General features: G+C 60.0%; 20 protein-coding genes. 15 read left to right on the plus strand and 5 right to left on the minus strand.

Going from position 1 to position 23,508, the window contains the following annotated elements; genetic code table 11:
• The first annotated feature begins 3 nt into the window (after positions 1 to 3).
• Positions 4 to 201 carry a DUF6116 family protein gene (locus MGMAQ_RS02585; RefSeq protein ID WP_046020305.1) on the plus strand — a complete coding sequence of 66 codons (198 nt, stop codon included), beginning with the start codon at positions 4 to 6 and terminating at the stop codon, positions 199 to 201.
• Positions 198 to 1,115: an AEC family transporter gene (locus MGMAQ_RS02590; protein WP_046020306.1), complete on the plus strand. Its 918-nt coding sequence runs from the start codon at positions 198 to 200 to the stop codon at positions 1,113 to 1,115. The genes MGMAQ_RS02585 and MGMAQ_RS02590 overlap by 4 nt, the downstream gene beginning before the upstream one ends.
• A gap of 401 nt (positions 1,116 to 1,516) precedes the next feature.
• Here the strand turns inward: MGMAQ_RS02590 and MGMAQ_RS02595 are convergent, their stop codons facing one another.
• Positions 1,517 to 2,488, minus strand: coding sequence for a PDC sensor domain-containing protein (locus MGMAQ_RS02595; protein WP_198409152.1), 972 nt, complete (start codon positions 2,486 to 2,488; stop codon positions 1,517 to 1,519).
• A gap of 511 nt (positions 2,489 to 2,999) precedes the next feature.
• Between MGMAQ_RS02595 and MGMAQ_RS02600 the strand changes: the two genes are divergently transcribed.
• The 10 genes from MGMAQ_RS02600 to MGMAQ_RS02645 all read left to right on the plus strand — a co-directional run bounded on the left by MGMAQ_RS02600 (position 3,000) and on the right by MGMAQ_RS02645 (position 13,524).
• Positions 3,000 to 4,232, plus strand: a complete 1,233-nt coding sequence (locus tag MGMAQ_RS02600; protein WP_082085230.1) for an autotransporter outer membrane beta-barrel domain-containing protein — start codon at positions 3,000 to 3,002, stop codon at positions 4,230 to 4,232.
• Positions 4,233 to 4,458: 226 nt separating this feature from the next.
• Complete coding sequence (locus MGMAQ_RS02605) at positions 4,459 to 5,130, plus strand: alpha/beta fold hydrolase (protein ID WP_052716067.1); 672 nt, start codon at positions 4,459 to 4,461, stop codon at positions 5,128 to 5,130.
• Between the two features lie 62 nt (positions 5,131 to 5,192).
• Positions 5,193 to 6,725 (plus strand): YeiH family protein, encoded by a 1,533-nt coding sequence (locus MGMAQ_RS02610; RefSeq protein WP_198409153.1) that lies wholly within the window; start codon positions 5,193 to 5,195, stop codon positions 6,723 to 6,725.
• Positions 6,726 to 7,158: 433 nt separating this feature from the next.
• A complete protein-coding gene (locus tag MGMAQ_RS02615; protein WP_046020308.1) occupies positions 7,159 to 7,623 on the plus strand; it encodes a helix-turn-helix domain-containing protein in 465 nt (154 codons plus the stop codon).
• Positions 7,624 to 7,789: 166 nt separating this feature from the next.
• On the plus strand, positions 7,790 to 7,915 hold the full coding sequence (gene ykgO / locus MGMAQ_RS02620; RefSeq protein WP_046020309.1) for a type B 50S ribosomal protein L36: 126 nt from the start codon (positions 7,790 to 7,792) through the stop codon (positions 7,913 to 7,915).
• 129 nt (positions 7,916 to 8,044) lie between these two features.
• A complete protein-coding gene (locus tag MGMAQ_RS02625) occupies positions 8,045 to 9,532 on the plus strand; it encodes an FAD-linked oxidase C-terminal domain-containing protein (protein ID WP_046020310.1) in 1,488 nt (495 codons plus the stop codon).
• A 4-nt stretch (positions 9,533 to 9,536) separates the two neighbouring features.
• Positions 9,537 to 10,760, plus strand: coding sequence for a glycolate oxidase subunit GlcE (gene glcE / locus MGMAQ_RS02630; protein WP_046020311.1), 1,224 nt, complete (start codon positions 9,537 to 9,539; stop codon positions 10,758 to 10,760).
• A 1-nt stretch (position 10,761) separates the two neighbouring features.
• The gene (gene glcF / locus MGMAQ_RS02635) at positions 10,762 to 12,045 is read left to right on the plus strand and encodes a glycolate oxidase subunit GlcF (protein WP_046020312.1); all 1,284 of its coding nucleotides are present in this window, start codon (positions 10,762 to 10,764) and stop codon (positions 12,043 to 12,045) included.
• A gap of 75 nt (positions 12,046 to 12,120) precedes the next feature.
• Positions 12,121 to 13,044 (plus strand): sulfurtransferase, encoded by a 924-nt coding sequence (locus MGMAQ_RS02640; protein ID WP_046020313.1) that lies wholly within the window; start codon positions 12,121 to 12,123, stop codon positions 13,042 to 13,044.
• A 33-nt stretch (positions 13,045 to 13,077) separates the two neighbouring features.
• Positions 13,078 to 13,524 (plus strand): YaiI/YqxD family protein, encoded by a 447-nt coding sequence (locus MGMAQ_RS02645; protein ID WP_046020314.1) that lies wholly within the window; start codon positions 13,078 to 13,080, stop codon positions 13,522 to 13,524.
• Between the two features lie 6 nt (positions 13,525 to 13,530).
• On the opposite strand, the gene MGMAQ_RS02650 is transcribed toward MGMAQ_RS02645, so the two are convergent.
• Positions 13,531 to 14,172 carry a phospholipid-binding protein MlaC gene (locus MGMAQ_RS02650; protein WP_052716068.1) on the minus strand — a complete coding sequence of 214 codons (642 nt, stop codon included), beginning with the start codon at positions 14,170 to 14,172 and terminating at the stop codon, positions 13,531 to 13,533.
• A gap of 7 nt (positions 14,173 to 14,179) precedes the next feature.
• Positions 14,180 to 14,995: a VacJ family lipoprotein gene (locus MGMAQ_RS02655; protein ID WP_046020315.1), complete on the minus strand. Its 816-nt coding sequence runs from the start codon at positions 14,993 to 14,995 to the stop codon at positions 14,180 to 14,182.
• Between the two features lie 270 nt (positions 14,996 to 15,265).
• Between MGMAQ_RS02655 and metF the strand changes: the two genes are divergently transcribed.
• On the plus strand, positions 15,266 to 16,177 hold the full coding sequence (metF, locus tag MGMAQ_RS02660; RefSeq protein ID WP_371258381.1) for a methylenetetrahydrofolate reductase: 912 nt from the start codon (positions 15,266 to 15,268) through the stop codon (positions 16,175 to 16,177).
• An 11-nt stretch (positions 16,178 to 16,188) separates the two neighbouring features.
• On the opposite strand, the gene MGMAQ_RS02665 is transcribed toward metF, so the two are convergent.
• Positions 16,189 to 18,147: an acetoacetate--CoA ligase gene (locus MGMAQ_RS02665; RefSeq protein ID WP_046020316.1), complete on the minus strand. Its 1,959-nt coding sequence runs from the start codon at positions 18,145 to 18,147 to the stop codon at positions 16,189 to 16,191.
• Positions 18,148 to 18,333: 186 nt separating this feature from the next.
• Here MGMAQ_RS02665 and MGMAQ_RS02670 point away from each other — a divergent pair, with 186 nt between their 5' ends.
• A complete protein-coding gene (locus tag MGMAQ_RS02670; RefSeq protein ID WP_052716069.1) occupies positions 18,334 to 18,762 on the plus strand; it encodes a BLUF domain-containing protein in 429 nt (142 codons plus the stop codon).
• Between the two features lie 72 nt (positions 18,763 to 18,834).
• Positions 18,835 to 20,145: a phenylacetate--CoA ligase PaaK gene (gene paaK, locus MGMAQ_RS02675; protein WP_148560810.1), complete on the plus strand. Its 1,311-nt coding sequence runs from the start codon at positions 18,835 to 18,837 to the stop codon at positions 20,143 to 20,145.
• A gap of 7 nt (positions 20,146 to 20,152) precedes the next feature.
• Here paaK and MGMAQ_RS02680 read toward each other — a convergent pair whose 3' ends face one another.
• Positions 20,153 to 23,446, minus strand: coding sequence for an AsmA-like C-terminal region-containing protein (locus MGMAQ_RS02680; RefSeq protein ID WP_046020319.1), 3,294 nt, complete (start codon positions 23,444 to 23,446; stop codon positions 20,153 to 20,155).
• Between the last annotated feature and the right edge of the window lie 62 nt (positions 23,447 to 23,508).

Consider the following 23,508-nt stretch of genomic DNA (forward strand, 5'->3'; position numbering starts at 1 on the left):
ATCATGGACTTCTTCTGGAAATGGGCGAGCGGTTTGAAGTTCCGCAGCCTGTTCTTTTTGACCGCCGGACTTTTCCTGTTCGATCTGATGATCCCGGACCTGGTCCCGTTCATCGATGAATTGCTGCTCGGGCTGCTGACCTTGATCTTCGGCGCCTGGCGCAAGAAAACCCGGCCCGAGATTGAAGGGCCCCCGTCATGATTCCGGTGCTAGAGGCCCTGTTTCCGATCTTCGCGCTGATTGCCTTGGGCGTGTTTCTGAAAAGCCGCCAGTGGGTACCCGACGGCACCTGGCCCGCCGTGGAGAAGATGGTCTATTACCTGTTCTTCCCGGCCTTGCTGGTACATCGCATCGCCGGGGCGGACCTGGGCGGGCTCAATGTCTGGCCTCTCTTCGGCACCATTTGGATCACCGTGCTGACCCTGTCGGCCCTGGTGATCGCCTTTCGCCGGGCGCTGCCCACCGACGGGCCCGGCTTTACATCGGTATTTCAAGGTGCCGTGCGATTCAATACCTATGTGGCCCTGGCCGTCCCGGCGGCCTTGTTCGACGAGGCGGGAACCATCATCGCCACCATGTGCGTCGCCGCCGCCATACCACTGATCAACGTGGTCTGTGTGATGGTGCTGGTGGGCTATGCGGATTCCGGTCGCGACGCCAGCGTCAAGGCGGTGGTCACGTCGCTGATCCAGAATCCGTTGATTCTGGGCATCATCGCCGGATTGGTTCTCAATGCCAGCGGGCTGGGGCTGCCAGCCTTCATTGGCCCGGGATTGGAAATCCTGTCGCGCGCCGCCCTGCCCATGGCCCTGCTGGCGGTGGGCGCCGGTCTGAACCTGGCGGCGGTCCGCGCGGCGGGCGGCCTGGTCGGCCTGACCACCGGGATCAAACTGCTGTTCACGCCGCTGCTGGTTTGGGCGGTCGGTGGCATACTGGGGCTGGAAGGCCTGACCCTGACCGTCTGCGTGCTCTGGGGGGCCATGCCCGGCGCCCCCAACGCCTATATCCTGGCCCGCGCCCTGGGCGGCGACGAACGGATGATCGCCGGCATTATCACCGCCACCACCATTGCGGCCCTGGTGACGCTGCCGCTGATCCTCTTGATTTTGAATTGAGCTATTGGAGACATCGCGCTATCGTCCGCCCGTTGAGCCCCTATAGCTCAGCTGGTAGAGCAACTGATTTGTCGACAAGGCAACTTCCGTCGGAAACGGCGGTCGAAAATCGGATGAATTCAGGGAAACCTGTGAAATGGCAACCCTGAGCGAAGCCCCGGACGATCTTTCGGGGAACGTGCAGAGACTAGGCGGTCCGGGAAGCGTCCCGGGTAAAACGCCATCAGCGTCCGACACCTGACCGGCCCGGCCGAAGGTGATGAGATAGTCCGGCCCCGGGCGAAAGTCCGGGACAACCGAATCAGTAGGTCCGCGGTTCAAGTCCGTGTGGGGGCACCAGTTTCAAGGCCCGGAGACGTCTGTTTCCGGGCCTTTTGAGTGCCTGTTTGGTCCGGGGAGCCTTACCCCAGATTCCCAAACCAAAACGCCAGTCCATTCTTCAGGAATTCATCGAATCGGATGTAGTGCGAGCCGTCGCAGGAGAAGTTCAGCCCCACCATGCCATTGCAAACGTTGAGTGATCCGGCGCGCAGGTAGATGTTCTCGTCGGCGAAGCGCAGTTCGCGAAACATCTCGAACACCGCCGAAATATCTTGCTCGGGAACCTTGGCCTTCTCCGTATAAGGGCGGTGGGGATAGGCCAGGCAGGTATCAGGGTCGATAAGGTCCTCGAAATCCAGTAGCCGGTAGCTGAAGGGATTATCCACCTGCCAGATCGTGGCGCGGCTCGAGGAGAAATGCAGCTTGCCGTGGAACACTCCGTGGTGGGTGATCAGTTCCGACATCATCGGCAGGATATCATCAATATGGTTGTCCACCAGGCTTTCCACCCGGTATTGGGCGAACAGATTGCCGCGGATGGCCGGGTCACCCTTGACCTGTTTCCAAGCTGATGATTCCTTATAAAGGCCCCGGGTGGCGGGCAATTCGCGTAGATCGTAGTCAGCTCCCAAGAAACCCACATGGCGGCTTTCCCGGTCGCGAATCACACGCATGGCGGTCAGCGATGGCCGCTTGGCGTTGCGGCTGATATAGGCTTCCGACAGGCGGAAGTTGCTGGTACCCAGGATACCTTGCATATAGGGCCGCCTGGATCGATCGCGCCCGAAATGCACCGGATCAGGACCATTGCGGGTGATGTTATCGGTGATCTGCATCCCTGCCTGATCGAGCACATAAAGGTGCTTGCAGCCTGACAGATCGTCCAGTGCCCGACGGAGAATCGCTTCAAGAGCCGCCCGGTCATCCATGGCATCGACGCATTCCCGTGATAACTTGCGCATGGCGCGGCTGATCATGGAAGTCAGCATTTCACGCTGTTTACGGATGGCGGTGCGCAGGTCCGGGGCGGCTTGATCGGCGGTCGGGTTCACGGTGCGGGTCCTGTGGTTGGGGGTGAAAACGCCACTGTAGCGCAGTCTTCCTTTACGACTGCCAACTACTTTATCTGTTCCAGTCGTTGCATATCCAATTGAAATTCTTTTGGCCTCCCGCGACCGCCACTGGATACGGATCCAGCCATGCGATTCGTATTTGATCTTCAAAGATGCCGTCAATTGCACACCTTGGAAGGATGCACCAAGAATGATGCGCAATCCTGATATTTGGGGTATCTAGCGGCTATATAACGAAAAAGTACTGTGGCTGCGGGGGGTTATGGTGTGTTGCGCAACTGCAACGCTGTGGCCGGAAAACATGGTTGGGTGTTCAGGATCATGAATTCGCGCTTGGTTTTGTGCTGCACCTATGGGTATCCTAGCTCAACTTTCGTTCAAAGAGGGCCAAGGCCGTAGTGCGAGAAAGCACTTTCGGCTTCGGACAGGCCTTGTGGGGCACACTGAAACGACTTGACCTCGGTTAAGGCGCAAAAGAGAGAGAGAGACGATGAAAACAATGATGAAACGGGCACTCACTGTCGCTGCCATGGCGGGCTGTGCCGCTACGATGATCAATCAAGGCGCCAAGGCCGATGTCGGCGATGATCGCGGGCCTTCGTGGATGGCGAGCTATTCCTGTTCGGACGCTACATATGGTACCACCGGTTCCTATTGGACGTCTCACGCTGCGGGGGCTTCTCCCATCTACGGTACCGATTCGCGTGCTACCTACGATGCAAATTGTACGTCAGGCCACACCTCCAATTCGGCTGCTTCGGTTGTGACCGCGGTGCAAACCCTTCGGGCCGCCACCGCGCAGACCGTCGGTCTGATCACCTCGCGTATTGCCACCCAGCGTCAAGCGGCGAACGTTCGCCCGATTAGCGTTTCTCTCGGCCAGGGCGGCAAGTCCGGCGAGATCGGCCTTGCCGGTGGCGACAAGAATCGCGGCATGGGCGTCTGGCTGCAAGGTTCCTTCACTGCCGTTGAAGACGACAATGCTTCCACCGCTTTCGACGGGCATATTTTCACCGCTCTTGTCGGTATCGATAAGAAGCTGGCCAACGACCGCCTGTTGCTGGGTCTGGCCGCCGGTTACGAAATGGGTGATTTTGATACCACCTTCAACAGTGGTAACCTTGAGAGCTCTGGTTTCATCGTCGCTCCGTATTTGTCCTTCGCGATCAACAATGTTTTCAGCATTGATGCGACGGCTGGTTACGGGATGATCGACTACGATCAGGACCGCGCCGACTCGGTCACCAACGAGGTTTTCAAGGGTGAAACCGATGCAGATCGCTTCTTTGGTTCCTTGACCTTGAATGCCACCAAGACCTTCAAGAAAAAGATCGAAGTGACTGGTAATCTGGGTGCCTCCTACACCAACGAAGACCGCGACGCCTTCACCGAAACCGGCTCCACCGGCACCACCGTGGCCGTCGCAAAGCAAAGCACCAAACTGGGGCAGGCTCAACTTGGCGTAAAAGTTGGCTACAATCTGGGTAAAGCTACTCCGTACATCGGCGTGAATGGCGAGTATGACTTCACCAAGTCTTCTGATCCGACCGTTGCCTCCAACCAGACCCAGCCGGACAGCAGCGACTACGGTGCCCGGGTGGCCTTGGGTGCGACCTTCGCTCTGAACAAGCGGGTGAGCGGTATGCTCGAAGGCAACTATGTCTTCCTGCGTGACAACTACAAGGAATATGGCGGCGTCGCCAAGATCCGTTTCGACTTCTAAGAAACGGTTGTCACCGTACCAAAGATTATCGGGAGCCAGGGCAATTGCCCTGGCTCTCTTCTTTTGTGCCTGTACTGGGCTGTTGACCGGTTGTGCTGGTGGCTTGTTCGGGCAATCGCGCGCGGTGGTCGAGGAAGCACAGCAACGAGGGTGGAAACCGCTCTCCCTTGTCGGGGGATCCTTTACACTCTTCGGCATGGCGCGAGGGAAGGCGGATTCTGCACCATTGACCATCTATATCGAAGGCGATGGCGTGGCCTATATTTCGCGCAGCCGTCCTTCCACGGATCCCACTCCAGACGACCCCATTGCTTTGCGCTTGGCGATTGCTGGTGGCGACGGACCGTCTCTATATATGGCGCGGCCTTGTCAATATCTCGAATCCGGGCCGTCCAACGCCTGCGATGTGTCTCATTGGACAACGGAGCGATTCTCTCGCGATGTGGTTGGCGCCTTCGTGGCGGCCATCACGCGCTATACCGCGAGCAGTAATGCGGAAGTGATTCTGGTTGGTTATTCAGGTGGAGGTGTGCTGGCAACCCTCGTGGCCCAAAGACTGCCAAAGGTCCGGGGATTGATCACCGTGGCCGCCCCCATCGACCATGGAGCCTGGATTCGCCATCATCGCGTATCGCCTCTGCGCGGTTCGTTGGATCCCATGGAGCAAAGCGGCATTGAGCGTTTGGCGGGGTTGCCCCAAGTCCATTTTGTTGGAGGCAAGGATGAAATCGTGCCCCTGTCCGTGTTGGGGGCGTTCCGCGCCCGAGTTGCTCCCGTGGCGCCCCTGAAGACCTGGCAGGTGAAGGCCTTCGATCACCAATGTTGCTGGGCCGAGCAATGGCCGTCTTTGTTTGGCAAAGCGATGGATTTTATCGCCGCTAGCCCGCCACGCACCTAAAGCATATTCCCCCAATCCTCATCATTTGCTAGGATCCGCGCCGACTAGGGAGCGGAGACCTCATGCCTACAATCCTCATCGGTGCAGCATTGACGATCCTCGGCCTGGCCGGTCTGGTGACTTGGCAATGGTCGGTGCAGGAACTGGTCCGTGGGGTGATTCCACTGGTCTTGATGATTTCCGGCGTACTGGCCGTGGCTAGCGGATTCAAAGCCATCCCATTGGTGGCTCAAGGGGCCGAAACAGAGCACCGGGAGTCACCGGTTCCATCCCTATTCCGCAAAGAAGACTGGTGGGCGGTACTGCTGGGTTTGGCATTGGTCTTTTATGCTCTGGCCACGTTCACCTCCCATGGCGATTTCCTCAAGGCTCTGGCGATCAATCCTGGCGGACTGAAGTGGACAACGGGGGCACAGTTGGCCGCCCATTTCGGTGAAAATGCCGGTCTCTATCTGATGCAGTTCAGCGTCTGGGCGGCCTTTCTGGGAATCTCCTGTCGGGTCATGGGGATCCCACTGGATCGATTTCTGGCCGGTTTTACCTTTATCTATGGGCTGTCCATGGCAATTTTTGCTGTTGGCGGCTGGGTCAACGCGGCTAAGTTCAACTTGGAGCCGCCGCTGGTGGCCCTCGTGGTTGGCTTGGTGCTGGCCAATACGGTGCGGCTTCCCGCCTGGATGGATGCAGCCTTCCGGGTGGAGTATTTCGTCAAGCTGGGTATCGTATTGTTGGGGGCGACCTTCCCGATCACCCTGGTGATCACCGCCGGGCCGGTGGCCATCGGCCAGGCGACGATTATTTCTTTGATTTCCTGCCTGACCATCTATTTCACCGCCACCCGCTGGTTCGGGCTGGACCGAAGACTTGCGGCGGTGATCAGTGTCGGCGGATCGGTCTGCGGTGTCTCGGCCTCCATGGCCATTGCCGCCGCCGTGGGGGCAACCAAGGACCATGTTTATGCCTCGGTCACGCTGGTGGTCGGTTGGGCTCTGGTGATGATCATTGCCTTGCCCTTCGTATCGCAAGCCCTAGATCTGCATCCGGGGGTGGCGGGAGCCTGGATCGGGACGTCCGAATTTGCCGATGCGGCCGGTTTTGCCGCCGCCGCGTCCTACGGCAAGATGGCGGGCAACGAAGAAGCTGCCTTGAAGGCTTTCACCTTGATGAAGGTTATTGGCCGCGACCTGTGGATCGGGATCTGGGCCATGGTCTGGGCTTTGGTGGCCACCACCGTGTGGGAGAAAAAGGAGCCCGGTGCATCGAAGATCAATGCGGGGGAAATCTGGCGCCGGTTTCCCAAGTTCGTCTTTGGCTTCTTCGTCGCTTCCATTCTTGTCACCATCGTCACCAGCGGCTTTTCGGCATCGGAGTTTGAAGAGGTGGTCAAGCCCAACCTGCTGGCCCCCATCAACAGCCTGCGCAGTTGGGCATTCATCTTCTGTTTCCTGTCCATCGGCCTGACCACCCGGTTCAGGGAGTTGCATGCGGTGAGTCGGGGGGCCTTCAGCGCCTTTAGCATCGGGGTGGGAGTCAATGTGGTTGCCGGGTTTGTCTTATCGGTGCTTGTGTTCGGCAGCTACTGGTCGCGGCTGTGACCGAAGTGAAGAGCCCAGCCTGCGGGAACTGCCGCTCATTCATCGATGACCCCACATTATTGGAGCGAGAAATCGGCGGTCTGAATATCCTGTCATCGGCCCATGGGTCCGTGCGAGCGGACACCGGCTGGTGCCGGCATCATGACCGGTTTCGGGTCAGCAGGGACCAGTGCGAGGATTTCCATATGGCCTGAGGCCGCCGATCAAATGCCACTTATGATCCAGGCCTTGGTCTTTGCCGTTCTCTATGAATGTGCCGCAAAGTGTCCATGGCGCGGAAAAGGGCGGAATAATTCCGCCGTATGCCCGGTTGCGCCGTAGGGCTGGATCACCATATACTGGTTTAACGTATAGGGTGGGGTGAAAGTTGGATTCAACCTTGTGACCGATTGGTCAAAAGCTTGTGTCCCATATTTTTTGATTGAGGGCCAAAATGGCAAAGAAGCAGCGTAAACAAAGACTTATTGGTGGATATCGCCCTGTCGACGTCCATGTGGGCAGCCGACTGCGCAAGCGGCGGATTTTTGTCGGCATGAGCCAGGAGAAGCTGGGCGAGGCCGTCGGGCTAACTTTCCAGCAAATCCAGAAGTACGAGCGGGGCGCCAACCGAATTGGCGCCAGCCGACTCTACGAGTTCAGCCGTATTCTTGATGTCTCCGTGTCCTATTTCTTCGAGGCCATGAGTGACAATGTGGCGAGCGATGCGGGTCAGGTTCCGGCCGGTGAGCCCATTATTCCCGACGCTGGCGGCACCGAGGCCTTGTTCGAGCGGCTTGAAACCCTGCGCTTGGTTCACGCTTACTACCGCATTCCCGATACCGAATCTCGCAAGCGTCTGCTGGACCTGATCAAAGCCCTGGCCAGCGCGGACGGAGAAGAAGCAAGCGAAGCGGCCTGAGCCAACGCTAAAGGCCCTTCAAACCATTTCGGCGCGCCCCGTTGACAAGGCGGGGCGCAGCCTCTATGGTCCCGGCTCTCGCGACGGAGCCGGTTCTTTTTTGTATTGGCCATCGCGCCGAAATTCAAAGGGTCCAGGGGGCCCGGACGACCAAGGGACCAAGACGATGAAGATTAGAAATTCTCTGAAATCCGCCAAGCTGCGCGATAAGAACTGCCGTGTGGTGCGCCGCCGGGGTCGGGTTTACGTGATCAATAAAACCAACCCGCGTTTCAAGGCCCGCCAGGGCTGATCCGGGTTACCGTCGGTTCTGGCCGGCGGCGAACAAAAAAACCGCGCTGATCGAGCGCGGTTTTTTGCGTTTTCGGATTCCTGGATTTAGAATGGTTCGCAACGAATCTTCCGCCAGGAGCACCCTTCCATGCAATTGCCCACGCCGGACCCGGACATCGTCGCCCGGCGGCGGGAGATCGTCTCCGCATTGCGGACGGTTCTCCCGGGCGACAGCGTGATTGTCGATGAGGACGACCTACGGGTTTATGAATGCGACGGCCTGACCGCCTATCGGCAATTGCCGTTGGTGGTGGTGCTGCCCGAGACCACCGAACAGGTGGCTGCCGTGCTCCGGGCCTGTCACCAAGCCGGGGTGAATGTGGTGCCGCGCGGAGCCGGTACGTCTTTGTCCGGCGGCGCCATTCCCCGAGGCGATGCGGTAACGCTCGGCATGGCCAAGTTCAATCGGATTTTGGAAACCGACTACGATAACCGATGCGTGGTGACGCAGCCGGGAGTGACCAATCTGGCCCTCAGCCAGGCGGTGGCCGACCGGGGATTCTATTATGCCCCCGACCCGTCGAGCCAGATTGCCTGCACTATCGGCGGTAATGTGGCCGAGAATTCCGGCGGGGTCCATTGTCTGAAGTATGGCCTGACCACCAACAATATCCTTGGTGTGGAGATGGTCCTGCATGACGGGGAAATCCTTCGATTGGGCGGCAAGCATCTGGACTCCGGTGGTTTGGATCTGCTTGGGGTTGTTTGTGGTTCGGAAGGTTTGCTGGGCGTGGTAACCGAGGTCACCGTGCGCATTCTGCCGCAGCCCACCGTGGCCCGTGCCCTGCTGGTTGGCTTCCCCAGCGTCGAAGGGGCGGGAGATTGTGTTGCCGGAGTGATCGCCGATGGGATCATCCCGGCGGGCATGGAAATGATGGACCGGCCGGCCATCCATGCCGCCGAGGCCTTTGTCGCGGCAGGCTATCCCCTGGATGCCGAGGCCTTGCTGATCATCGAATTGGATGGTCCCAAGGCCGAAGTGGATGATCTGCTGGAACGCTGCAAGGCGCTGGCCGAAAGCCATGGCGCCACTACCCTGCGGGCCAGCCAAAGTGATGCCGAGCGCGAGACATTCTGGGCCGGGCGCAAGGCGGCCTTTCCGGCCATGGGGGCTATTTCGCCGGATTATTACTGCATGGACGGCACCATTCCCCGCCACCAATTGCCCACGGTATTGAAACGCATGGGCGAGCTCTCGGATAGTCACGGATTGCGCCTCGCCAACGTGTTTCACGCCGGAGACGGCAATTTGCATCCGCTGATTCTTTATGATGCCAATAGTCCGGGTGAACTGGAAACGGCGGAAGAATTCGGGGCCGATATTCTGCGTCTTTGCGTTGAAGTGGGCGGCGTGCTGACCGGCGAGCACGGGGTCGGGCTGGAAAAACGGGACCTGATGCCGGAGATGTTCGGGCCGGATGATTTGGCCCATCAGGAACGCCTGAAATGTGCCTTTGATCCGGATGGACGCTTGAATCCTGGCAAGGTCTTCCCAATTTTGCATCGTTGCGCCGAATTGGGGCAACTGCATGTGCACCGGGGACAGCTACGCTTTCCCGATATTCCCAGGTTCTGATCCCATGCCCGGACCCACCTTTCGACCGATCAATGAACAGCAGGTCCAACAAGCCGTCGCCTGGGCGCTGGCCGAGGGCGAGAGCCTGGAAATTCTGGGCGAGGGCAGCAAAAGCCTCCTGGGAAACCCTTTGACTGAGTCCTACAAGCTGGATATGCGGGGAATGGTCGGCGTGATTTCTCATGAACCGTCGGAATTGGTGCTCACGGCGCGGGCCGGCACATCGCTTTCTGAGATCAAGAAACACCTCAAGGCAGCCAACCAACACCTGGCTTTTGAACCGCCGGACCTGGGGCCCCTGTTGGGGGGCAACGCAGGTGGCGGCACCATCGGAGGGGCGGTGGCCTGCAACCTGTCGGGACCACGTCGCCCCATGGCCGGTGCTCTGCGCGACCATCTGTTGGGTATGCGTGGCGTCAGTGGCCGCGGGGAAATCTTCAAGGCCGGCGGTCAGGTGGTGAAGAATGTCACCGGCTTTGATCTATCCAAGCTCATGGCCGGGTCTTTTGGCTCTCTCGTGGTGCTGACCGAGATGACGCTCAAGGTTCTGCCCGCTCCGCAAGTCAGCCGCACCCTGATGCTCAAAGGCCTGAACGAGACTGACGCCGTGGCTTTGATGACCGCTCTCCTCGGGTCGGCCCAGGATCCCACCGGGGCGGCCCATCTGCCCGGCGATGTGGTCGGGCCGGACAGCAGCCTGCATGACAACGGCGAGACGGCCTCCCTGACCCTGATCCGGTTGGAGGGCACTCTGCCATCGGTAGAGGCCCGGCAGGCAACGGTGCGGCAGATGGCGTCCCCTTATGGACAAATGGCCGTGCTCGACGGGCCCGCCTCGCGCATGGCCTGGAAAGAAATCCGCGACGGCCTGTTCTTTGCGGGGGACGAAACGCAGGTTTGGCGTTTGTCTCTGCCGCCAAGCGATGCTCCAGCCGTGGTCACGGCCTTGAAGGCCATACCCGGTGCCCGCTTGTTTTTGGATTGGGGCGGCGGGTTGATCTGGTTGTCTCTGCCTTCTTCGGACGATGCTTGCCATCAGACCGTGCGGGCCGCGCTGGTCGAGGAGCGTGGGCAGGCCATGCTGATCCGGGCCGACGAGGCCGTGCGGGCAAGGGTGCCGGTATTTCATCCTCAGGCTCCGGCGGTGGCGGCTCTGTCCGAGCGGGTGCGGCGGAGTTTCGATCCCAACCACATCCTCAATCGGGGACGCATGGGAGGACCGGGCTGAGATGCATACGGAGTTTACCGACGCACAGCGCCAGGATCCTTATATCCAGGAAGCCGACAAAATTCTGCGCAAGTGCGTGCATTGTGGTTTTTGCACCGCCACCTGTCCCACCTACCGTTTGTTGGGCCATGAATCCGACAGTCCCCGGGGGCGAGTGTACCTGGTCAAGCGGTTATTGGAAAATCCGGGGGCGCCATCGGAGACGCTGGTCGGACACCTGGACCGCTGCCTGTCCTGTTTGAGCTGCATGACGACCTGTCCCTCGGGGGTGGATTACCGTCACCTGATGGATCATGCCCGGGCGGAAGTGGATCGGCGTTTTGATCGCGGTGTTTCAGAACGGTTGTTCCGCAACCTTCTGGTGGATCACCTATCCGAGCCCAAGCGGTTCCGGCGCATGCTGAAATTGGCGGGATGGGCCCGACCCTTCAAGGCCATGCTTCCCGGCGTGATGGGCGAAATGGTTGCCAAAGCTCCGGCCCGACTGCCGATGCCCGCGACCACGGATCAGCCGGGGGTTTTCAAGGCCGAGGGCGAGCAGATCGGGCGGTTGGCGCTGTTGCCCGGGTGTGTGCAGCCCGTGTTGCGACCGGATATCAATGCCGCGGCCATTCGACTATTGACCCGCCATGGGTTCGAGGTTGTGGTGCCCGAGGGATTGGGATGCTGCGGTGCCCTGGCCCATCACATGGGCAAGGAACCGGAATCCAAGGCCCGGGTCCGGCAAAACATCGACGCCCTGGAACGCTGTGAACGGGAGGTCGGTCCCATCGACCATTGGGTGATGACCGCGTCAGGCTGTGGCAGCATGGCCAAGGACTATCACCATGTCCTGAAGGATGACGAAAGCTGGCGGGATCGTGCCCGAAGCTGGTCCGAACGAGCCCGGGATTTGGTGGAAATTCTCGATCCTCTGTATCTACGCGTCACGCCGTTGGACTCAGCCCCGGCGGTGGCGGTGCATAACCCCTGTTCCTTGCAGCATGGACAGAAAATCACCGGCCTGCCCGGAGAGCTGTTGGTTCGCTGCGGCTTCTCCATCCAGACTCCCAAGAACGCCCATCTCTGCTGCGGCTCGGCGGGGACCTATAGCCTCTTGCAGCCCGATCTGTCGAAGCAGCTGCGGGATGATAAGGTTTCAGCCCTGACCGCCACCGGCGCCACACTGGTGGCCAGCGGCAATATAGGCTGCCTGGAGCATCTGGCCGGAAACGAGGCCTTTGACGTGGTTCATTGGGTCGAATTGATGGACTGGGCCACCGGCGGCCCGCAACCCGATCTCTGATATTGTTTGGCGATTGCGAGAAATGGCTTGCCAATGCACAGGGATTCGCCTATTTTACAAAAAATAGAGGTAATCATGAATAAAATAACATATACACAAAGTCAAATAAGCGCGGCCTCGGTTGAGCCTCCCACCGCCAGCCTGGAAGCCGTCCCGCCGTTGGTGGATGTGGATTGGGTGGTCGCGGCCCTTGGGCGTCCGGGATTGGTCTTTCTGGATTTACGTCCGGCACCGGTCTTTAAAAAGGCCCATGTGCCCGGAGCCATTTCCACCGACTATGGGGAAGATGGCTGGCGGATCATGATCGACGGCGTGGCCGGATTGCTGCCTGATGTTCCCGACCTGGAAGCGCTATTGGGGCGTCTGGGTATCGGCAACGACACCCATCTGGTTCTGCTGGCCCCGGGCAACACGGCTTGGGATATTGGCATGGCGACGCGCATTTATTGGACCATGAAAGTCCTCGGCCACGACCGGATCTCGATTCTCAATGGCGGCATGAAGGTCTACTTTCAGACCCAAGGCACGCCACGAGAAGAAGGAGAGGCGAGTCTTTCTTCCACCCCGTTCGTGGCCCGTCCGCGTCTGGATCTGGTGGCCGATGGCGGCCTAGTGCGCAAAGCCCTGGATGATGGCGTGCTGATGCTCGACAGCCGCCCCACCGATCAGTACTTGGGGCTCAACAAGACCGGCGACGTGGCCCGCTATGGCACGCTGCCCGGCGCGCTGAGCCTGCCCGGCCAATGGCTGACCCATGACGGCGGCGGTGTTTTCCGTGATGCGGAAACCCTGGGGCGGCTCTACGACGTGGTCAAAATCCCCCGCGATCGGGAAACAATCACCTTCTGCAATACCGGCCATTGGTCGACCGTGGGCTGGTTCGTGCATTCGGAATTGCTCGGCAACGGCTTCACCCGCATGTACGACGCCTCCATGGCCGAATGGAGTCAATTGGACGAAGCCCATCATCCGATGGAAATCAAAGTGCCGGTGGGGTAAAAGCGGGGGTCTGCCCACCGCGAAAGCCCTCTCATGCCTGATCTCTATATTGATGCCGATGCCTGTCCCGTGCGCAACGAGGTGCTGCGGGTGGCGGAACGCCATGGGCTGACCGTGCATCTGGTCAGCAACCGGGGCTTCCGGCCCTCGCAAAGCCCGCTGATTCACAATGTGATGGTACCGGCCACGCCCGATGCCGCCGATGACTGGATCGCCGAGCATATTGCGCAAGGGGATATCTGTGTGACCGGGGATATCCCATTGGCCGCCCGCTGCCTGGAAAAACAGGCCTTGGCCCTGGATTCAAAGGGTAAGAGCTTTACCGAGGAAAGCATTGGTATGGCCTTGGCCATGCGCGATCTGATGTCCCACCTACGGGAAACCGGCGAAGCCGGAGGCGGCGGGCCGGGTTTCACCCAGGCCGACCGCTCGCGCTTTTTACAGGCTTTGGAAACGGCCGTGCAGACCGCAAAGCGCTGATGGCCGCTATTCCTTTAGGGTTTTGGTCTTTTCCCGCAGGACTTCCAGCAGACCGGCGACGGTGCGGCCATTGGCGGCGATCACCGAGCCGAACTCGGAGCGTTGGGTCAAGGCCATGCTGACGCCATTGACCATGACGTCATAGATGCGTTGGCTGCCGTTACCGGAATCCCGCACCCGCCAGTCCACGCGCACCGGCTGCGAGGAGCCCGCTTGCTCGATGAGCGAATGGACCATGTTGTCACGCTCGTCCAGGGCTTCGGTACCGACGATATTGAGCTGCTCGCCCGCGTATTCGGCGAAGCGATCCACATAGGTGGCGACGATCAGGTCCTCGAACAGGGATAGATACTCCGCCTTTTCTTCCGGAGTGGCCCGGTTCCAATAGCGGCTGAGCACATAGCGGCCGATGGCCTCCACGGCGAAGTTGTCTTTCAAGATTTCGCGGAAGGCCTTGATCCGATCCGGTCGCGAGACCTCTTGGTCGGTCAGGGTATCAATGGCCCGTTGGGCCATGGCTTCGATGAACTTCTGAGCCTCGCCCCCTTCGGCGGCGGTGGCCCGGGTCTCACCCGTCCAGCAAAAGGTCATCATCACGACCGCCAGGGCGGCTACAAAAGAGCGTCGCGTCATCATCATCGTACCCATCTGTGTTTTATTGTTGGGTTTGTGAAATCTCATCTTCCAAGGTTAGGGGCCCGGGACCCTCCAGGGTGCTGGTTGCCGGACCGCTTCCTCTATGAGTGGCACCATTGCGGATTTCGTCGTCACGCCGTTGGCGATAAAGGCTGCGCAGCGTGGCGTAATAATCCAGCGAGGAGCGTTCCAGCTCTTCCAAGACGTCGAAGTTGCGAGCTCGATAGTCGATGGCACGCATGCCGTTTCGGGCCCAAATAGCCTTCGAATGCCCGGCTTCCGTGACGGCATAGTTAAACGGATCCAAGAAGAAATCGACCGCCATGCCAACCGCGTCACGCGGATTGGACGGACCGAGAATGGGCAATACCAGATAAGGGCCTTCGTCCAGTCCCCAAACCGCCAAGGTCTGGCCAAAATCTTCGGAATGCGGTGCATAGCCCCATTCGGTCGCCTGATCGCGCAATCCGCCGATGCCGATCGTGCTATTGATCAGGAAACGAAGGAAGGTTTCCCAGGCGCGCTCGAATTCCCCTTGCAGCATCTCATTGACCATGGTCACCGGCGCATGGACGTTGGAGAGCATGTTGTGGACACCCTCTTGGAGCGGTGGCGGGGTCAGGCCCTTGTATAGGGTGGTGGCCGGCTTGTAGAGCAGCGTATCAAACCCAGAATTGAATCCGTGGATCATCCGGTTCGTCGGCTCGATGGGGTCATTGACGGCGCGAAAATCAGCCACCGCTTCCGGATCGTCGGCGGGCGGCGGGGTGGCGCACCCGGCAACCAGAAGACCGGTAACGGCAAGAGCGCTTAGGCGGGTAAGGATCGGGCGCATAAACACGCGGAAACCTCCTGGAACCTCTGGATTTTGGAATGGTTCTTTTTCATTCCGTCGGCATTGGGCACGCACGAGCCCCCGTGCGGACCACCGGTCAACGGAACAGAGGTACCATAGGGCGGTCCCGATTGCCAGACGACTGCCTCGGCCATTCAACGGTGAAGTCACGGTTCGTTGCATTAATGCAACACTTTTTCAGGGGGCTCGCCGGTTGCGGTTCTTCGCCTGGGGCTATATATCCCCATGTTCATTCTAGGAGTGCCTGTCTTGACCGAATCCCGATCTCCTTCTCGCCGCCCGGCCACCTTGGCTGTTGCCTCTCCGCTGCCGAGGGACGTGCGCGTATCGTTCGAATTCTTTCCGCCCAAGTCGGACAAGATGGAGGCAACCTTGTGGGCCTCGATGACTCGGCTGGCGCCCTTGGCACCGTCGTTTGTTTCGGTGACTTACGGCGCGGGCGGTTCGACCCGGGAGCGTACCCATGCCACGGTGACCCGTATTCTGCGCGAGACCGATATCGCGCCCGCCGCGCATCTGACCTGTGTCGGCGCCACCCGGGACGAGATCAATGATATCGCCGGCCAATACTGGGATGATGGCGTGCGGCATATTGTCGCCTTGCGGGGCGATCCGCCGGAAGGGGAAAGCACCTATCGTCCGCACCCGGGTGGCTATGCCTATGCCTCGGACCTGGTGGCCGGTCTGCGCAAGGTCCATGATTTCGAGCTCAGTGTCGCGGCCTATCCGGAAACCCACCCCGAGGCATCCAGCCCCGATGCGGACCTAAACAATCTCAAAGCCAAAGTCGATGCCGGGGCCACCCGAGCCATTACCCAGGCCTTTTTCGATCCAGAAGTGTTTTTGCGCTTTCGGGATCGGTGTGACGCGGCGGGCATTACCGTGCCGATCGTGCCGGGCATTCTGCCGGTGAGCAATTTTGTCCAGGTGAAGAAATTCTCCGCCATGTGCGGCACATCCGTGCCTTCCTGGATGGGCGATCTTTTTGGCGGCCTGGAAGAAGATCCCGAGACCCGAAAGCTGGTGGCCGCCACCCTGGCCGCCGAGCAATGTCGTGTGTTATCGGCGGAAGGCGTGAAGGATTTCCATTTCTATACCCTCAATCGCGCCGACCTGACCTATGCCATTTGCCACGTATTGGGCGTTCGGCCGCAGGGATAGGGCCTTCGCCTCTATCTTTGTAGCTCTTCCCGGTCCTTGAACAGGGCCAATGCTTCCGGGTTGGCCAGGGCGTGGATGTTGCGGACCTCGCGTCCGTGGATGACATCGCGCACCGCCAGCTCGACGATCTTGCCGGACTTGGTACGGGGAATGTCGGCCACTTCCAGGACCTTGGCCGGGACGTGGCGTGGGGTGGTGTTGGCCCTCACCTCGGCGCGGATGCGCTGTATCAGGACATCGTTCAGCTTGGCGTCCTCGCGCAGACGCACAAACAAGACCACCCGCACATCGTTATCCCATTCCTGGCCGACCACAATGGATTCCAGGACCTCGGGGATACGTTCCACCTGCCGGTAGATCTCTGCCGTGCCGATGCGTACCCCGCCCGGATTCAGCGTGGCGTCGGAACGGCCATGGAAGATCATGCCTCCCTCGCGGGTCAGTTCCACCCGGTCACCGTGATGCCAGACGCCAGGGTATTTTTCGAAGTAAGCCGCCCGATACCGTTTTTTGTCCGGATCGTTCCAAAACCCCCAGGGCATGGAAGGATGAGGCGAGCGGCAGATCAGTTCCCCCGGAACCCCCGCGATGGTGGCTCCGCTTTCGTCGAATACCTGCACGTCCATCCCCAGATGGCGTTTCTGGCATTGGCCGAGATAGACCGGGCCGATGGGATTGCCGCCGACAAAGCAGCCGACGATATCGGTGCCCCCGGCGATGGAGGATAGACAAAGATCGGCTTTCCAGTCCCGATAGACATACTCGAAGCCGTCCGGTGAGAGAGGCGAGCCGGTGGATAGCAAGGTCCGCAGGGCCGAGAGGTCATGGGTGCGGGCCGGGGCAATGCCACCCTTGGCACAGGCGTCCAGGTACTTGGCCGAGGTACCGAAGTGGGTGACCCGTTCAGCATCGGCGATGGCCGCCAGCCGATTGCCATCGGGATAAAAGGGCGAGCCGTCGAACAGGACGATGGTCGCCTCGCAGGCCAATCCCGAAACCAGCCAGTTCCACATCATCCAGCCGCAGGTGGTGAAGTAGAAAAGCCGGTCGCCGGGACCGAGATCGCATTGCAGACGATGTTCCTTGAGATGCTGCAAAAGCACTCCACCGGTTCGGTGGACAATGCACTTGGGAATGCCTGTGGTGCCCGACGAGAACATGATCACCAGAGGATCATTGAAACCCACCGGTTCGAATGGGATGGGATCGCCTGATTGGGCGTCCAGCGTCTCATCCCAATGATGAGCCTTGCCACCGAGGGCCGTCAGATCCGCGCGCGCCTCGGTATAGGGCACGACCAACACCGCTTCAACGGTGGGGAGCTGAGGCAGCAGGCTGGAAACGGTGGCGAGACAATCGAACTGCTTGCCGTTGTAATGATAGCCATTGGCGCAGATCAGGATCTTGGGCTCGATCTGGCCGAAGCGGTCAAGAATACCGCTGACCCCGAAATCCGGCGAGCAGGAAGACCAGACGGCGCCAATGCTGCTGGTGGCCAACAGGGCAATGACTGTTTCGGGTAGATTAGGCATGAACCCGGCCACCCGATCGCCCCGCGACAGGCCCATGTCGCGCAAAACCCGGCTGAGCCGCGCGACCCGATCATGCACCTGATCCCACGACAGCTCCCGCCGGGATCCGTCCTCGCCATGGAAGATGATCGCCGCCTCCGGCCCCCGACGGCGCATGAGATTCTCGGCAAAGTTCAAGGTGACATTTGGGAAAAAGCGGGATTCCACCAAATCGTCGGCATGGTCAAGGACGGGTTCCAGATCCCCCGCCGCGCCGCGCATGTCCGAGAAATCCCATACCCCACGCCAAAAGGCTTCCGGCCGGTCGATGGACCAGGCCCAGAGATCATCATAGTCATTCCCCTCAAAGCCGCAGGCTCGGTGGGCATGGGCCATGAACCGGGTAAGGGTGGTGCCTGCTACCCTGGCCTGTGAAGGTTGCCACAAAAGGTCCGTCATTTGCCGATCTCCCGGGTCGTTTCGGTCCCCCTTGGATAGTATAGGCGGAGAGGCGTGTACATCGAAGGATTATCCCGCCGCTGAGAATTCTCCAAAAACCAATCACACTAAAACGTTTGGTGAAAGATGGCGGCGTCGCCATCTGAATGGACAAGGTGTTTCCAAGAACCCAAATGTCGGGGAATCATGCTGTATCGTCTGATCTACAGTTCCATCGCCAATCCGAGGCTCCGCGATTCCGATCTGCGGAGCATTCTTCGCGTGTCCCGGCGCGACAATGCGGCGCACCAGATCACCGGTGTATTGATCTTTACCGGGCGCGGCTTCGCACAGTTTCTCGAAGGTCCCCGGTCGCCCATCGAGCGTCTGGTCAACCGCATCCGGGTGGACCGCCGAAACCGGGATCTTCAGGTGCTCAATACCCAAGACTGTGAAGAGCGGGCCTTCGCTGATTGGTCCATGGGCTGGGTCCGCCCCAAGGCCAGCGCGGGGTCTTGGGAAGGACTGCGATCCGCGGCCCAGATCCGACGGACATTGACCGGCGACCGGGCCGCCGGGGACGTCATGGTACGAGCCTGTTTGCGGCTTTTGGATCCCCTCACGATTGGATCGTAACTCCGTTTGTCAGAATGGCCGCAAGCTCTTACAATCGGCGGTCGAATGACAGATTACCGGGGGAAAACGACCATGAAACGCACCGAACCGCCGCGCCGCGAGGAGCTGGATCCCATTGAAATCGCCAGCCGCGACGAAATCGCCGCCTTGCAGCTTGAGCGGCTCAAATGGAGCGTTCGTCATACCTATGACAATGTGGCCCACTACCGAGCCAAGTGCGACGCAACCGGTGTAACGCCGGATGACTTGAACAGCCTGGAAGACCTGGCCAAGTTTCCCTTCACCGGCAAGGAAGACCTGCGACAGAACTATCCCTATGACTGGTTTGCCGTCCCCATGGATGATGTGGTGCGGGTGCATGCCTCCTCGGGCACCACCGGTCAACCGACCGTGGTCGGCTATACCCAAAAAGACATCGACATGTGGGCCGATGTGATGGCCCGCTCCATCCGCGCCTCGGGCGGTCGGCGCAGTGATCGCGTTCAGGTGACCTATGGCTATGGTCTGTTCACCGGCGGTCTCGGTGCGCACTATGGGGCTGAAAGGCTGGGCTGTACGGTGATCCCCATGTCCGGCGGCCAGACGGAGAAGCAAGTACAGCTGATCCGTGATTTCAAGCCCGATATCATCATGGTCACGCCGTCCTATATGCTGGTGATCCTTGATGAAATGGAGCGCCAAGGGGTGGATCCGGCGACCACGTCACTCCGCATCGGCATCTTCGGCGCCGAACCCTGGACTCAGAACATGCGCGAGGAACTGGAAGCCCGCGTCGGCATCGACGCCATCGATATCTATGGCCTCTCGGAAGTCATCGGTCCGGGCGTGGCCAATGAATGCATCGAGACCAAGGACGGCCTGCATATTTGGGAAGATCATTTCTATCCGGAGATCATCGATCCGGTAACCAACGAAGTGCTGCCCGATGGCGAGATCGGGGAGTTGGTGTTTACCTCGTTGACCAAGGAAGCCATGCCGATCATCCGCTATCGTACCCGCGACCTGACCCGGCTTCGCCCTGGGTCCGCGCGCACCATGCGGCGCATGGACAAGATCACCGGCCGCTCTGACGACATGCTGATCATTCGCGGCGTCAACGTGTTCCCCAGCCAGATCGAGGAGCTGATCCTCAAGAATCCGCTACTGGGCCCTCATTATCAATTGGAGCTGCGCCGGGAAGGGCGACTGGATCACCTCACCGTGTTGGGCGAACTGCGCCAAGGTGACGAGGAGGCCAGAAAAGAAGAGGCCGGGCGTGACCTGGAGCAGCGGATCAAGGCTCTGATCGGGATTTCCACCCGCGTGCGCATCGGCAAGGCCGGGGCCATCGAACGCTCCATGGGCAAGGCCAAACGGGTGATCGATCTGCGGCCTTCGGAATAGGCCCGGCTCAAGGGGAATCGTCGCCGAGCAGGTCGATGGGTGCTGGGGTGGCATCCGGGTTCTGGGCCTCTTCCTGCGTTTCATTGATGACTCCGAACAAATTGCGCAGAAAGCCGGGGGCGAGCGCGGAGAGGGCGTTGACGTCCACTTCCGGTTCTTCGATGGGGCCTTTGACTTTATAGGTGGCGGCGAAAATGCCACCGCCTTCCTCTCCGCCGGTCAATAGATCGCCGAGCAAGGGAATGTTTCCCAAGATGGCGTTCAGCGCATAGGCGGGGACCAGGGTTCCATTGAAATCCACCTTGTCTTCTGCCACCTGATATTTTCCGGACAGCGTTCCGCCCAGGCTCAGACCGGTGGCCTTGCCATCCTTCACTTCGATGGTGCCGTCGCGATAAAGGAACGGCAAATCCAGGCTGCTGAATTTCAGGCCTTCTTTACCGTCCAGTGCTTCCAGTACGCCGGTAATGGACATGTAGGCCGCGAGTTTGGCAATGGTCGGCGCCTTGACCAGCCGGAAATCATTGACCTTCAAGCGTCCAGACAAGGGAGAATCCAAGAACCGGTCGTGGAACTCCCCATTCAGGTCCAGCGCGCCGCCGACCATCCGGTCATAGAGGTCGAAAACCCGTAACGCCGCGCCGGCATCGGTGGATTTTACCTCCAGCAGGCGCTTGTCTCCCTCGGGTTTGATGGTCAGGGAGATGTCATTGTCGCCGCTCACCTTGCCCTGCATGTGGATACCGCGCCATTTCTCGCCATCAAAGTTCATGGCACCGGCCACCTGGGTCAGTTCGCGTCCTTCGCCCAACCATAGACGCTTGACGTTGGTGGACAGGGTGACTGGTGGCATATCCTTTTCATCGGCGCCGGTTTTTTCGGTGCGAGACAGATTTTCCAGCAGGCTCGCCATATCAAAGCTGTCGCCCTCGAAATTGGCGTCCCAACCACCGCCCTCCCGGGGCACCACCAATCCAGCCAACTGGGTATGGCCATAGGCGAAATTGTCGAACTGGACCCGGCGCAAGGGCGGCTCGGTCTGACCAAATTCCGCCTGTCCTTGAATCATCAGGTCTCCGGCCCGCACCACGAACCGCGGCACGGCTGTAATGTTGCCATCCCGCAGGGTCAGTTCCGCTTCTCCTTGGCCGTCCCGTCCGGGTTCCTTTTGCCAACCCAGTCCGGACAGAGACAAGGCCGTGTCGCGCAGATCCAAACGGGCCTGAAGCACGCCGTCATGTTCGTCTTTGACCGTATAGCGGACTTCCGCCGCCGCCGGTCCGGTCATGAAATCCCGGGTAAAGGGGGCAAATTCCAGCCCCACCTCGTCGATCCGCTGGGCATCGGAAAGCACGCCCTGGACGTGATAGCGGCGGACAAAGGGCCGCGGCGCGGAAAAGTACTCGCGCCAGGAAATGGAGGCGGGAATGGTGCCGACCATGGCCTCGCCCCGCACTTCCATGCCTTCATTGTCGGCGGTCAAGTGAAGCTTGCCGTCGTTCAGGTCCAGGTCGAGCACGATGTCGGACATGCGCACATCGGTCAGGTCCGATTCCGCCAGGACGGTCACGTCTTCGGTCTTCAGATCCTTGGCCAGGGCAAAGGTGAGAGTGAGTGATGTGCGGGAGTTGCCTTGGACGCTGGTTGGGTCCAGGCCCACGGCGGAAGCAAAGCGGAACGGCTGGTGATCGATCAAGTGCAACGCCGCGGGCGCGGGGCCGCTGATTTGCAGCTTGATGTTCGCCTTTTCCACGGCGGTATCCAGATCAAACAGATTGATCTGACCCTTCTCGATGGTGAGTTTGCCATCGCGCACCGGTTTCAAGGTGATATTGAAGCTCGATGTATCAAATGTCGCCGAGCCCCAGACCTTGTGAACCGTTGGCATGGGAGGCAGGTAAGCCACATCAATGGCTTCGGCGACAAGATTGCCTTCAACGGTTTCGACCTCAACGGTCCTGTCGGCTTTCAAGGTCAGCGCCACATGGACATCCCCTTCGGCGGCGCGCCCGTTGGAAAGATGTTCCAAGCACCAATCTCGGGCGTTGTCCGCCAGGCCTTTCGGCCAGATCTTGTGCCAATCGTTCACGGGCGCGTCGAGCAGTTTGGCCTCGGCGGTGATCCGTAGATCATCACCCAAGGGATCGGCCTGCCCCTTGGCCAACAGAGTGGGGCCATCCAAGTCGAGGCTGAGGCTGGGGATGTCCACGCGCCCATCGGTCAGCCAGACGCGACCGGATCCCCGGATGGCACGCAGTGGTTCGGGGTGATTCTCCGGGGGCAACAACACCTTGGTGTCTTCGGGAAATTCGGCCACCAACTCGGCGATGGTCAGCCGTTGTTCGCGATAGAGATATCCGCCCCGCAGGGTCGCCGCCGCCAACTCCAGGGTCTGGGGCATGGGATCGGGCAAAAGGATCACGCCGCTCTCGGCCGACAAATCAAAATCCAAGGCCTCAATCCCGCCCGCAAGATCACCGACCACCGTGATCGTGCCGCCCACCGGCAGGGCTTGACCCTTAAGGGGCGAGAGACTTTCGTGCATGGGGGCCAAGGTGTTGAGCGGTAGGTCACTGATTTCAAGGTCGGTGGCGTAAGTTTCTTGATCCAGGTTCAGACTGCCATTGGCGGTCAACCGGGCCATCATGTCACCCAGGGCCAGGTTCGCCTCCAGCCGAGCCTCCAGCGTTTCCCTGTCCCGTTGCAGGGCGGCGTCCACATTGGGAGCCCGCCAGGTCATGCCCTTGCCACGATCCTCCACGGTCAGGCTGCCCTCGTGGATATTGACCCGTGCCAGATAGGTCAGGGGGCGCGCCGGGTCGGGCGCGGCGCGCAGATCGGCGAGCAGCACAGCGATGTCGGTACTGGCCTCTTCGGCCTCGGCTTCTCCCAGATCCAGCTCCCAGCCCCCGTCTTGTTTTCGGACCACGCTTAGAGTCGGGCCAAACAGTTCGATCCGCCGGGGAGCCACCACGCCTTGGACCAGGGCATGACCGCTCAAGGAGAGGGACAACTCGGGCACACTGGCCACTGTTTGACCATCGGCGCCAGTCAGTCGGGCGTTGATCAGGCGGATATCCAAGGTGCGCTTCCACCCTGCCCAGGTCAGAACCGTATCTTCGAGCCGCAATGTCAGAGTCTGTTCCGGGCTGTTGAGGATGTCTTCCAGGTGCGGGGTCAAAAAGCCCAGGTGGATGGGTCCCGAACTCAGACGCCAGGCAAGCAGAACCAGGACGATGGTCAGCCCAGCGCCCAATCCGCCCAAAATCTGCACTGCGCCGCGAAGGGTCTTCTTGATCACGTTTGTTTTTCCGTTATGACCTGCTAGACCAAACATATCGGCTCACGAGGTCTTAGCCAAAC

This window comes from Magnetospira sp. QH-2, assembly GCF_000968135.1.
Taxonomy (GTDB): Bacteria; Pseudomonadota; Alphaproteobacteria; order Rhodospirillales; family Magnetospiraceae; genus Magnetospira.